This window comes from Longinema margulisiae, from assembly GCF_025266855.1.
Lineage (GTDB): Bacteria > Spirochaetota > Brevinematia > Brevinematales > Thermospiraceae > Thermospira.
This window is the reverse complement of the sequence record NZ_CP053071.1, coordinates 1,092,936-1,105,694: the sequence shown is the minus strand read 5'-3', so window position 1 is coordinate 1,105,694 and position 12,759 is coordinate 1,092,936. Positions and strand designations below refer to the sequence as shown.

The 12,759-nt window shown below is 44.3% G+C and carries 12 protein-coding genes and 1 riboswitch; of the genes, 4 read left to right on the top strand and 8 right to left on the bottom strand.

All coding sequences use genetic code 11. The annotated features are described in order from the left end of the window. Position 1 precedes the first annotated feature (1 nt). From BREVNS_RS04990 to BREVNS_RS04955, 8 genes are all read right to left on the bottom strand, one after another. Positions 2 to 910, bottom strand: coding sequence for a bifunctional methionine sulfoxide reductase B/A protein (locus BREVNS_RS04990; protein WP_483427948.1), 909 nt, complete (start codon positions 908 to 910; stop codon positions 2 to 4). A 312-nt stretch (positions 911 to 1,222) separates the two neighbouring features. Beyond that, positions 1,223 to 2,272, bottom strand: coding sequence for a M48 family metallopeptidase (locus tag BREVNS_RS04985; RefSeq protein WP_483427947.1), 1,050 nt, complete (start codon positions 2,270 to 2,272; stop codon positions 1,223 to 1,225). Beyond that, positions 2,269 to 3,222 carry a YjgN family protein gene (locus BREVNS_RS04980; RefSeq protein ID WP_483427946.1) on the bottom strand — a complete coding sequence of 318 codons (954 nt, stop codon included), beginning with the start codon at positions 3,220 to 3,222 and terminating at the stop codon, positions 2,269 to 2,271. The genes BREVNS_RS04985 and BREVNS_RS04980 overlap by 4 nt, the downstream gene beginning before the upstream one ends. A gap of 71 nt (positions 3,223 to 3,293) precedes the next feature. Beyond that, on the bottom strand, positions 3,294 to 4,472 hold the full coding sequence (locus BREVNS_RS04975; RefSeq protein ID WP_483427945.1) for an MFS transporter: 1,179 nt from the start codon (positions 4,470 to 4,472) through the stop codon (positions 3,294 to 3,296). Beyond that, positions 4,469 to 5,575 (bottom strand): 2-iminoacetate synthase ThiH, encoded by a 1,107-nt coding sequence (thiH, locus tag BREVNS_RS04970; RefSeq protein WP_483427944.1) that lies wholly within the window; start codon positions 5,573 to 5,575, stop codon positions 4,469 to 4,471. Before thiH ends, BREVNS_RS04975 begins: the two co-directional genes overlap by 4 nt. 9 nt (positions 5,576 to 5,584) lie before the next feature. Continuing rightward, positions 5,585 to 6,352, bottom strand: coding sequence for a HisA/HisF-related TIM barrel protein (locus BREVNS_RS04965; RefSeq protein WP_483427943.1), 768 nt, complete (start codon positions 6,350 to 6,352; stop codon positions 5,585 to 5,587). A gap of 18 nt (positions 6,353 to 6,370) precedes the next feature. Continuing rightward, positions 6,371 to 6,472: riboswitch (TPP riboswitch) on the bottom strand. A gap of 74 nt (positions 6,473 to 6,546) precedes the next feature. Beyond that, positions 6,547 to 7,875 carry an NCS2 family permease gene (locus tag BREVNS_RS04960; protein ID WP_483427942.1) on the bottom strand — a complete coding sequence of 443 codons (1,329 nt, stop codon included), beginning with the start codon at positions 7,873 to 7,875 and terminating at the stop codon, positions 6,547 to 6,549. 11 nt (positions 7,876 to 7,886) lie between these two features. Further along, positions 7,887 to 8,087: a hypothetical protein gene (locus BREVNS_RS04955; protein ID WP_483426474.1), complete on the bottom strand. Its 201-nt coding sequence runs from the start codon at positions 8,085 to 8,087 to the stop codon at positions 7,887 to 7,889. Here BREVNS_RS04955 and BREVNS_RS04950 point away from each other — a divergent pair, their 5' ends adjacent. From BREVNS_RS04950 to BREVNS_RS04935, 4 genes are all read left to right on the top strand, one after another. Then, entirely contained in the window at positions 8,088 to 9,299 is a 1,212-nt protein-coding gene (locus tag BREVNS_RS04950; RefSeq protein ID WP_483426473.1) for an IS110 family RNA-guided transposase, read from the top strand. A 177-nt stretch (positions 9,300 to 9,476) separates the two neighbouring features. Then, complete coding sequence (locus BREVNS_RS04945) at positions 9,477 to 10,604, top strand: transposase family protein (RefSeq protein WP_483427941.1); 1,128 nt, start codon at positions 9,477 to 9,479, stop codon at positions 10,602 to 10,604. A gap of 492 nt (positions 10,605 to 11,096) precedes the next feature. Then, entirely contained in the window at positions 11,097 to 11,867 is a 771-nt protein-coding gene (locus tag BREVNS_RS04940; protein ID WP_483427940.1) for a ParA family protein, read from the top strand. Between the two features lies 1 nt (position 11,868). Beyond that, complete coding sequence (locus BREVNS_RS04935) at positions 11,869 to 12,732, top strand: ParB/RepB/Spo0J family partition protein (protein WP_483427939.1); 864 nt, start codon at positions 11,869 to 11,871, stop codon at positions 12,730 to 12,732. The last annotated feature ends 27 nt before the right edge of the window (positions 12,733 to 12,759 follow it).

Here is a 12,759-nt window from a genome sequence, read left to right as displayed (position 1 = left end):
TTCACCCTTTCCACTTTCGACCAAGGTTGATGTGACAGTAACCCCCTGGATTCTTGTCTAAATAATCCTGATGGTATTCCTCAGCAGGATAAAAATTCTTCACCGGAGAAACCTCTGTGACCGGTTGTTTTCCCTCCCGACGAAGCCTTTCCAGCCATCTCTCAACAACAGGCAACTGATCCTCCTCAAGATAAAAAATGGCCGAACGATACTGGCTTCCCACATCAGACCCCTGCCTATTCTCACTCTCCGGATCATGAATAAAAAAGAAATGCCCTAAGACACTTTCTAAAGAAAGAACCTTTGGATCAAAACGCACAAGGACTGTTTCCACATGCCCTGTTTCCCCTGTACACACATCCTCATAACTTGGCCACATGGGTTCTCCCCCACTATACCCAACAGTGGTGGCAAGTACCCCATCCACCTGTTTGAAATAGGCTTCCACCCCCCAGAAACATCCCGCTCCAAGAATAATCTGTTCAAAAGGTAGAGAAAGAAAAGAAAACAAAGGCCAGTACTCTACATACCCTTCAGAGACCACATCCTCCACAGGAATGAACCGAAGCGAAGCCGAATTGATACAGAATCTCATCCCCGTTGGCGGAGGCCCATCCTCAAACACATGTCCAAGGTGTCCCTTCGTATGCCTTGTTCTCACCTCAACCCGATGCATCCCCAAAGAAAAGTCTTCTCTATATTCTAAAAGCTCAGGATGAACCGGTTTTGAAAAACTTGGCCATCCTGTCCCGGAGTCAAACTTATCCAGAGAAGAAAAAAGCACCTCACCAGACACAGGATCAACATAGAGACCGGGATGTTTATTATTCCAGTAGGCATTCTCAAACGGCGCTTCCGTCTCTCCCCCATAAAAAACCCTCTTTTGCCATTCAGAAAGCGAAGACCTCATACCCTCCTCCCTGTCTCTTTCTTTTCTTTCAATACCTTGACTCAATATACACAGAAACAAAGACAAAGGCAAATCGAGACCCTTGTACGGGTATTTTCTTCCCCTGTCTTGGTCAGGGGCTATGCCCCTGAAACCCCGTTTTTTCTGTTTACAAGGACCTGTTTGTTTTTTATTCAAAAAACAGAATTTTTTATTGCTAAAAAGAATATTCTTATACTATATTTTATTTTTCATTACTTTTATGAGACCTTTGCACGAATGTGCAAAGGTCTCTCAACGCTTATCTCAAGAAGGATTATCAAATCTTTCTTTTCAGAGCTCCTGTTTCAAAGAAAGAAAATCCTTCTCTATTCCCTTCAAAGAAACCTCCCCCCTTTCCATTTTCATTCGCTTACGTTTCTCTCTCAAAAGAGCAATACGCTTTTCAAAAGAGGGATGCGTCGAAAACAACCAGAAACCCTCCTGATTTCTTTCAGAAAGAAAAAGAAGCAGCTTTTCCATGGCCTCTGGAGAAAATCCCTTTTCCATCAATCTTTTCAGGGCATACTCATCTGCCAAAATCTCAAAGTCCCGATTGTACTGCAAAACCATCATTTCTTCCCCTGTTCTCACCACCATTTGGGAGACATCATTTGCCCCCGTGACCAGCATCAAAAGAAAAATCCCTATATTTCGTCTCAGAAACATCTTCAGGGGATGATGGTATTTGAGATGCCCCTCTTCGTGATAAAGAAGAGCTGCCAATTCCTCAGGGGTACGAAGAGCAAGAAGCATCTTCTCACTTATCACAATACCTCCCCACACCATCGCAAAGGCATTTTCAAAAGAAGCCTTCACCACGAATACAGAAGGAAAATCCGGCGAAAGATAACGCGACACAAACCTCTGAAGCTTTTCTGAAGCCTTCTCATTGACTGTCATGGAAAACGATGGGTCCCCATCAAAAACCTTCGGAAACTTTTGAATTGACACAGGCTTCTCTTGAAGAAAAAAGTCCACACTCCTGTCAATAAGAAAAGGAAGTCCCCAAAACCAGAAAAGAAACATCCCTATACCAAGCAGAGAAAAAAGAAAAAGACGCCAACGCCCCTCTTTTTTTCCAAAAAAGGCCAGAATCTTCCCAAAATCTCTCTTATCCACAGAAAAAACAAAACTGCCCCTCTGCCCCTCCTGGCACAGGAGAATCATTCTCTCTGGTCTTGATCCCTCGGCTAAAGAAACCTCTTCTTTTGACCAGAAGACAAGAGCCTCAACCCCTTCTTCATCTCTATAGGAGATAGCCAGTATATTTTCCTCAAACGTTAACCTCCCGGGATAATCCCGGGAGGTTTTGCCATCACGATAGAACCCCTCGTAACTCATAAGGGGAAAACAGACCCCCACAGCCCATCTCCGAGATCAAAAAACCCAAACCCCATGGCCCCCACATCCTCAACAGGGTGCTGGATCAAAGACTGGCTATCAATATCCCCTTCAAGAGAGAGGGCATCCAACCTTCGCTTCATCCAGTCAGCAATAATCCAGGGAGTCGCTATACCAAGGGTAACTATGGCCAGAAGAATCCTGATTATCCAGAAACCAAGAACCTCGTCGCCTTTCAAGCCAAAAGCAAAGAAGGATCTTTTCCCCTCCTGTTCCACATAGGTATGAGAAACAAAGAATCTTGCCACCCTCACATAAAACCAGGGGCTATACAATCCCAAGGTCAAAAGTGAAAAAAGAAATCCCAAAAGATAGTGGATAAACAATTCTGCTCCCTTTCCCTCAAAACCAAAGGAGACATTCCCGATACGGATATGGCCATACACATATCTCAAAAGTTCACAAGAAAACCAGGGACCATAAATACCCAGGGTAATCAAGGTCAAAAACAAACCCTTGAGATAGAGAAGAAGGAGTTCCCCCCGCTGTCCTGTATAGGTCATACGAATGCCGCGCCAGCTCAGACGAGAAAAGGTATAGCGCAAAGCCCCATGAAGAAACACAGGAATCAAAATCAGAAGCGCAAGAAAGAAAACCCCATAAAAGACCAGGGCAAGTTCCACCTCTCCAGCCGCTATAGTCACAGTATAAGGAAGCAAAAGCACAAAAAGCACCACCAACACCTTGAGAATCCCCCAGAAAAGTTCTCCGCCCTTCCCATGGAACTCAAAAGGTTCTCCATCGAACTCGATATGGCCAACCATATACCGCAGATACCTTGCCCTTGCCCATGGCGCATAAATACCTAAGGTTATCACCGTGAGAAGAAAATTCACCAGAAAAATCCCAAAGAGATCTCCACCCCTTCCCGTAAAGGTTGCCTTCTTCATTTTTCCCTCCTTTTTCGGCATTTGTGTTTATCATTATAAAAGAAAATATATTTTTTGCAAGCAAAAACATCTCAATTAAAAATTTTTTCTTCTCTCTTTCTCCCCATAAGAAGCCAGAGAAAGGCCACCCCTGCTCCTATCGCCATTCCCCAGAAAATACTTTTTGTCGAGAGCCAGTCTCCCACCACACCAAGACCAGAAGGAAACACAAAACCACCAAGCGTATAGAACCCAATAAAAACACTATTGGTAATATATTTCTCCCCTTCCTGACTCTGCTTCACCACCAGGGCACTCAACACCGGATACAAGATCGTGTGTCCCACTCCATACAGAATGCCAGTAAACACCACCTGAATTTTTGTCAAAAGAATAGCCATATTTCCCATGGCAAAGAAAACAAGGGCAAAACCCATCAAAAGAAGCTTCTCAGAAGAAAATCTGTCCATCTCCGGGGAAAAGAAAAACCGGCATCCTATCGCCGTGAGAGAATACGCCACAAAATACACCGTCAGAAAAGATGCACCTAAACGTTCCATCGTCTGCAGAGGGACAAAGGTAGCTAACGTTCCAAAAGCCCCTCCCAATACCATGGCTAACAAAAATTCCTCCCAGAGATCCTTTCTTTTCAAGACATCAAAGAGATGCTTCGCCTGATACTCATCCTTTGTGTGAGACTTTTCTTCCACAAAAAAGACAAGAGAAAGGGCAAAAAGGGTAAGAAGTGCCCCCAAAAGAAAAAGCCCCCTGGGAAAACCTGTCACAAAAAACTGTCCCATCCAGGCACAAAAAGGATTGGAAAGAATACCGGAAATACCAAAGAGAGCAATACCCCCTGTCCGTTTTTCAGGGGGGAGAACATCAAAAGCCAGGGCTGCATTGACCGTAAACCCCACCGCGTACGAAAGAGCCGAAAGCACCCGAAAACCTACCAAGAGTCTCATATCCCAGGCCCCTACAAACATCCCAAAATAGGCAAAAAGTTCCAGACCATACGAAAAAACCATCATCCTTTTTTTTCCCACCCTTTCCACAAGCGGCAACAAAAACACCACAAAAAGCACAAGCCCAAAGACATGAATATTCATAAAAAGCCCTGTGAAAGACCTTGAAAAACCCTTCTTTGCCAGATACACAGGAAGCGTATTGAGAGCTGCATGACTTGAGAATGAAAGAAAATTCAAAAGAAAAAGAAGCCAGAACGCCTTATTTTCCCAAAAAATCTTTTCTCTTTGAGATTCGTTTTTCATAAGACCCCAACCCAGTCCTTGAAGACTGGTTCAAACCCCTTTGAACGAATCACTGCTATCATTTCTTCCACACTTCGATTATCCGCTACCTCGAACTGGGGAATGTGATGATTTTGGGCTGCATAGCCACCCACCTCTGTATGGGATTCTGCTGAGACCTTCGTTACCCCCAAAGGCAAAAGAATATCTCTCATCTGTGGTCGTTCTCTTGTAGACAAGGTGATCCCCGCTGTGGGGAAAAAGATCCGAAAAGCAAAAAGAAACTGCACAAATTTCTTATCAGAGAGATGATACGTAGGAACAAAATCCCCTTCTGCTGGATTCATCCTGGGAAGAGAAAGCCCCCATTCCACCGAAGGGTAATATTTTTTGAGAGTGAGAAGATGCATCCCCGTCCAGAAGGCATCATGAAGGGGATTGGCAAGACCATAAAGCGCCCCAATGGTTATCCACCGAAGACCGGCAAGAGCCCCCCTCTCCGGCGTTCCAAGTCGCCAGAGATAATCCTTTTTTGGACCAGCTGGATGAACCTCATCATACACCTCTCTGTCGTACGTTTCCTGATAGATCGTAAGACCATCCAACCCAACCCTTCGCAGGCGAAGATACTCTTCTTCTGAAAGGGGATATACCTCAACAGCAAGCGAATCAAACATAGGGCTAAGAAGAGAAAGAACCTCTTCAAGAAAATCTACAGGAGTGATAGAAGGGGCATCTCCCGTTAAAAGAAGAATATGTCGAAATCCCTTTTCTGAAAGCACTTCTCCATTTTTTCGAATCTCCTCAAGAGAAAGTTTCGTTCGTGGAAATCGATTCTGAGCCCTAAACCCACAATACACACACTGATTCTGACAGTAGTCGGCGATATAGAGAGGCGCAAAGAGAAGGATAGCCCTTCCGAAGTGGTGGGCTGTTATCTTCTGAGAGAGGATAGCCATCTCCTCAAGAAAACCCTCTGCTGCTGGAGAAAGAAGACAGAGAAAATCCTCCGGCGTTAACGAATCCTTCCTCAGAACCCTTTTCACATCCTGGGATGTCACCCGTGAAACAAACCCCTCAATATCGTACTCAAGCCAGGAAAGAAACTCCGTTGTTGCTTTCATTTTTCTTTCCTATGACAATAAACCTGAAAGAGGAGAACTTGCCTGGGCATAGAGACTCTCCTGGGCCTTTTGACAGAGGTAAGAAATCCGCCCGGCCTCTACTGCCAGACTAAAAGCCCTTGCCGCCGCCACCGGATCCACACTGGTAGCAATGGCGGTATTGACGAGAACGGCATCCGCCCCCATTTCCATGGCTTCTGCGGCATGAGAGGGTTTTCCAATGCCTGCATCCACAATAATAGGAAGATCAATCTTTTCAATGAGCATAGCAATCAGATCTTTGGTCCGAAGTCCACGATGAGAACCAATTGGAGAACCCAAAGGCATCACCGCCGCCGCCCCTGCATCCACGAGCTTTTGAGCCGCAATTAAATCAGGCATTACATACGGCAAAACCACAAAGCCTTCTTTAGCCAAAAGAGCCGTTGCCTTTATGGTTTCCTCGTTATCTGGCATAAGGTAGTCCATTTCATGAATGATTTCAATTTTGACAAAATTACCACAACCAGCTTCTCGAGCCAATCTGGCAATTCTCACCGCTTCCTCAGCATTTCTTGCCCCTGAGGTGTTGGGTAAAACCACCACCCCTTCAGGTATATAGGAGAGAATATTCTCCTCAGGGCGAGAGAGATTCACCCGTCTCAAAGCTACCGTGATCATCTGGGTTCCACTTGACTTCACAATCTCGGGAATAAGAGAAGAAGAAGGAAGCTTTCCCGTTCCTACAAAAAGCCTACAGGAAAACTCCTTACCACCTATGACAAGAGGGCTATCCACAAAGAACCTCCCACATTATCGCCGGGGAGGGCGCTTTCCTTCGCCGGTATGACCCGGATCAGGTTCGAGGGTTGGGAGACATACTCCCTCTCAGCCTCGGAGGCACCCCTAGCGTACCTATAGTATACGATAGAAAACTCTCTCCGTCAAGAAAAAGCCCCCCTCTCTTTCTGAGAGGGGGGGTGTGGTAAAGCTTAGTGAAAAAAGAGAATCAAAATCGCCAACACATCAATCACATAAAGCATGGGATGAATCTCTTTGATCTTGCCCGTAAAAAGCTTGATAAGCGTATAGATCAAAAATCCCCATACAATACCCTGCGTGATAGAGTAGGTGAGAGGGATCAAAATCAAAGCCATAAAAGCTGGGACAGTTTCCTCAAAATTATTCCAGTCTATCTGAAGAAGAGGCTTCATCATGAAGGCACCCACAATCACAAGAATAGGAGCTGTAGCCACAGCAGGAACAAAACTCAACAAAGGACTCAAGAACATAAAGGGTAAAAAGAGAAGTCCTGTAACAATGGCGGTAAGACCTGTTCTTCCCCCTTCTTCCACACCAGCGGCTGATTCAATATAGGTAGTTCCCGAAGAGGTTCCAAAGAGACCGGAAATAGTGGTAGAAACAGCATCCACAAGAAGGGCTTTCTTTGCATTGAGTGGTTGCCCATCCTTATCCACCAATCCGGAAACCTGAGCAATTCCCATGAAGGTCGAAATAGAATCAAACATATCGGTAAAAAGAAGAGAAAACACCGGCCCGATCATGGAGAGTTTCAACGCACCTATCACATCAAGTTGAAAGAACACATCAAGCTTTGGTAAAGCCACCAAAGACTTTGGTAATTCCACCAAAGGTTTAGCAAGCCATCCGTACTTCACTCCAAAAAAGGAAACCAAAACTGTAGCAAGAGAAGTTACCACAATACCAAGGATAAGAGCTCCCTTCACTCTTCGAATAACAAGAATAGAGGTGAGAAGGAGTCCAAAGATAAAAAGAAGCGTCTGGGTGTTGATGCCACCAAAACCCACCAAGGTTGCCTGATTAGAAACAATAAAGCCTACCGACTTAAAACCAATAAGCGTGAGAAAAAGCCCAATACCCGCAGCCACTCCGTAGCGTACCGACTGAGGAACCGCATGGAGAATCCAGAGCCGAATAGGAAGAATAGAAAGCAAAATAAAAATAATCCCTGATATAAACACCGCCCCTAAAGCCGTTTGCCAGCTCATACCCATTCCAATCACAAGGGTAAAGGTAAAGAAGGCATTGATACCCATTCCGGGAGCCAAGGCATAGGGAAGGTTAGCATACAGTCCCATCAAAATACTGGAAATTGAAGAAACCAAAACCGTCGCTAAAAGAACACCACTAAAATCCATACCAGCAGCAGAGAGAATCTGTGGATTCACCACGATAATGTACGCCATGGTAAGAAACGTGGAAATACCCGCAAGAATCTCTACAGACACCGATGTCTTTCTCTTTGAAAGCTCAAAAAACCTATCTAAGGTCTTTTCCATACATCCTCCTCCTACATAAAATTCCCTTTATAATAAACCACCCATCTGGCAGGAAGACGAATATTTCCTGGGCCAGAAGAGCCCTTAGAGGAGTCTGTCTCCTGCCTCCCGTACTCATCATAAGTTGATTGGGCCAAGAAGCCCTTGTCATAATGGAGTTTTGAGTGGGAGGACCTGCCAGAAACCACAAAATCCCATAAGGAGGAAGCCATATGCTTCACACCCCAACCCTTTTCGTCGGTATCGACGTCGCCAAAAAGGATTTCTTCGTCTGTGTCCTTGACCACCAGCGGCAGGTCCTTCACTCGTCTGCCCTCCCCATGGAGAGAGAGGGCTTCGACAAACTCCTTGCCCTTCTCTCGGTTTACCCAAAGGAGAGTCTGGTCGTCGGTCTTGAATCCACCGGCGGTTATCACCACCATCTTTTCAGGTTCCTGACCTCTCAGAGTTTCCGCACTTTCGTGCTTAACCCACTTCAGACACGAACATTCTCCAGACTCTCCCTTCGAAAAACCAAAACTGACTCCATCGATGCTCATCACATCGCTCTTTTTCTCCTCTCCCAGTATCATTCCCTCGAAAAACCCTTCCGGCATCCATGTCCAGAACTCCGTAGCCTCACCCGTTACCGTGAAAAAGTCGTTACCCTCATCGCTATGGTAAAAAACCTCCTCGAGGACGCCATTTTCGACTGTTTTCCGGAAATCCTCAAGTACACCACAGGTTACCCCAAAAGCCTCCTTTCTCTCCTCCTGGCTTTCCCCAGCGCTAACGCCATCCAGAAGGCCTCTGAAAGTTCCCTCGAGGCCTTCTTCCCACCAAACAAACGGGGCAGAAAATCCCGCCTCTCCATCACTAAAATCAAAGAACTCGCCTCTTCCTCCATCGCTTCTCCCAACTTCGCCGAGGAAACCGTTCTCCAGAACATTATAAGCCAGCTCTTTTTCCTCCAGGAGCACCTCGAGAAACTTGACGCTCACATCCAGTCCCTCGCCCTTCAGGCTTTTCCCACTGAAATACAGATCCTTACCTCCGTCCCTGGTATAGGTCTTGTCGGTGCCGCTACCTTCCTCGCCGAAATAGGCTCTATCAGCCGTTTTGAGAACTACAAAAAACTCATCGCTTACGCAGGTCTTGACCCCGCTATTTATCAATCCGGACAGTCCTCGACCACAGGCCATATCTCTCGACGAGGGAACCGTCACCTCAGACGTATCCTTTTTCTCCTCGCTCGCTCTGTCAGACGTTTTGTCCCCGCTTTCGGTGAGTATTTTAACCTCAAATTTGCTCAATCCCGTGTTGCTAAAAAGGCCAATCTCTGCGTGGCTCACAAACTCCTTCGCCTCCTCTACGCCATGCTCTCTCATCAAACTACCTTCGACCCCTTTCGCCTTACCTCCTTCCCTCAGGAGGTGAATTTATAATAGTTGACTTCTCTGTTTAAGATAAAATATTGTAATGAAAAAAATTTTTTCTGTAAACCCCTTCTCTCAAAATTTCTGTCGTTCCACATAGGAAACTGAATACCTATTTTCACATTTGACAAAGAAGGGGCAACGAAGGGATAATAAGGAGGAACTATGAAGAGGAGGAAGAAGTATATGGTTAAATCGAAGGTAAAGAGATTACAAGGATTCTTTGTTCAAGTTCAGAAAAGGGAAATTTCTTTAGGTTGGGTGGCAAGAAAACTTGATATAAGCCGATCCTGGGTTACCGTTTTGTATCAAAGATTCTGTCGAGGAGAAAATCTTGTTCGGCAAAGAACATCCAGAAAGTCAAAGCTTGAGCAAAAGCATATAGCCCTTATTCTTGAAACATACGAAGAACTGGCCATTGAAAAAGAGAATAAACAGAAAGAGTACCCTTCGGTAAGGATTCTTTCCAGCACCTTATATGAGCTTTACAAGGATTTTCCTAAGGTTTCAGATGAAACTATTCGGAGAGTGCTAAAAAAATTCTTTGTCCATTATCCTGAGCGAGCAAGGCATCACTACCGCAAAAGGTGGCAGGCAGAAGCCATAGGCGAGATTGTGCAGGCAGACGTTTCCATTCACCCATGGCTTGAAAAGAAACCCGCTTTTCCGCTCCTTTTGATTATGGACGACCATTCTCGTTATGTTCTTGCTGCTAAGTTTTTATCCCAGGACACAATAGAAAACCATATGCCAGTTTGGCAGGAGGTTTTCTCTGAGTATGGTTTACCCTACAAGGTGTACTATGACAATGACCCAAAGTACTCTAAAAAGAATAATGGCCTCATAGCCACTGCGTTTGAGGAACTGGATATTTGTGTCGTTAATTCCAGACCTTATCAACCCCAGGGCAAGGGGAAAATTGAGCGTAAAATCCAGACATTCCAGAAACAACTCACTTTTTACCTCAAGAAAACCTTGAAAAAGCAACGCATTGAAACCCTGGAACAACTGAACTGGATTTTGAGAGAATATGTCATAGAGCACAATAAGACGCCTTCTCGAGCCCTTGATGGACGAACTCCCGAAGAAGTATTCTCAGAGGCTCGTAGAAAGCCTCAGAAAGACCTTTTTAAGCCCTTTACAGCCACCCCTGAACAGTTTGAAAAGGCTTTTGCGTTTCGAGCTTTTCGCAGGCTGGATAAAACTTATGAGGTTTCGTATAACGGCCATAAATATCGGGTTCCAAAAGAGAATGCTTTTCGGGTATTGCCTGGCGTCAACATCGAGGTAAGAGAATTCCCCGGAAATGAGTGAAACTTTTTTACAAAGGCAATGAGATAGCCCATTATCCATGGAAAGAAAAAGTTGAAAATTCCACCAGGTAGAGGTATACTTATGAGGTATTCAGTTTCTATGTGGAAATACCCCTTCTGTTAATGTGTGGAACGACACCCTTCTCTCAAAATTTCTGTGCAAAACCCTTGCTTTTTTTGTCAAAAACCCTTTTCTTTTTTTCTTCAATAAAAAATTCTTTTTCTCCTTCCTACGATTCTTGTTTCTTTGTACTCAAAAAAACACACCGATAAAGAAACTTTTGCACACCCTTAAAAAATCCTATTTCTTCACCCGAAGAAAAAATAAAAACCATTTTTCTACAAAAACAAAGGTCATGATTACTATGACGAGGGATTTTTTTGTATTTCTACCAACCTTCTTTCCCTCTTTCTTTTCTGTGCAGAAAAGGGAATTTGAAGAAAAAATTATTTCGTGATATAATAATATTCCAGCACGGAGCAGGAGGAACTTATGTCAAAAATCATTGTGATAGCCAATCAAAAAGGTGGGGTGGGAAAAACAACTACCACCGTCAATTTAGCTGCCTATCTCTCCAATGTAGGAAAAAAAGTTCTCCTCATCGATATAGATCCCCAGGGAAACGCATGTAGTGGCTTAGGGATCGATATTCGAGAGAGAAGTGGAAACGGTATCTATGAGGTTCTTATTGGTCAAAAAAAGATCAAAGAGGTCATTCTTCCCACAAAGTACAAAAACCTCTTTATTGTTCCTGTAACCTTGGATCTTGCTGGTGCTCAGATAGAACTTCTTAACACCCCACGTAAGGAATTTATTCTCAAAGATGCTCTTGAAGAGGTACGGCATGCGTATGATTTTATTCTCATTGATACACCTCCATCCCTTGGTCTTTTCACTCTCAATGGGCTTGTTGCTGCGGATTCTGTTCTTATTCCCATGCAAAGTGAGTTTTATGCTATGGAGGGACTTGCCCAGCTTCTCAAGGCAATTAAACTTGTGAAAAGTGGGCTTAATAAAAATTTAGCCATCGAAGGGGTTTTGGTTACCATGTACGATTCAAGAACCAATCTTTCCAAACAGGTCCTTGATGAGGTAAAGGGATACTTTCAGGAAAAGGTATATGAGACGGTTATTCCCCGGAATGTGAGGCTTTCTGAGGCTCCAAGCCATGGGATTGCGATTTTTGAATACGATGAAAAGAGTCAGGGTGCTGAGTCCTATGCGGCTTTTGGGAAGGAATTTCTTCAGAGAGTAGGGGGATAATATGGCTCAAAAACACGGCCTTGGAAAAGGAATGCTTGCCCTTGTAGATGAGAATATTCTGGAGGAAGAAGCCCAAAAAGGGAATATTCAGATGATAGACGTTGGGAAGATTCTTCCCAATAAACATCAACCAAGAAAGTTTTTTGGTGAAAATGAGTTAAAGGAACTTGCTGATTCGATAAAAGAAAAGGGAGTTATCCAGCCTATTCTGGTAACAGACCTTGGAAATGGCCGTTATGAGCTTGTCGCAGGGGAGAGAAGATGGCGTGCAGCCAAGATGGCTGGTCTTCTTGAAATTCCAGCTATTGTGCGAGATTTTAGTGAAGAGGATAAACTGGAAATAGCGTTAATTGAAAATATTCAGAGAGAGGATTTAAATCCCATTGAAGAGGCTTTGGCTTACAAGGAAATTATGGAAAAGCTTCATCTTTCTCAGGATGAACTTGCCCAGAGGATTGGAAAAAATCGAAGTTCTGTAGCCAATACTCTCAGGCTTCTCAAACTCCCCGATAGTATTCAGGAAAAGCTTATTCGAAAGGAACTCACAGAGGGACATGCCCGGGCGATTTTGATGCTTTCTGATGTGGATAAGATGATTCAATTCGCTGAGTATATTGTGGAAAAGGGGCTTTCTGTTCGTGAGGCTGAGGATATGGCGAAGGTGTTTGAGAGGGAAGAGAGTGTTTCACGTGAAACAACTTCTTCGAAGTCTTCCACTCTTGAGCACCTTGAGGAGAGATTTATTCAAGCCTTAGGAATGAAAGTAACGATTAAAGGCTCCCAGAAAAAAGGAAAGATTGAGATTCATTATTTTTCGGAACAGGAATTAGAATATCTCTGTGCGATCCTTTCTCAAAGGAAGTAGTGTTTCACGTGAAACATTCAGTATGGA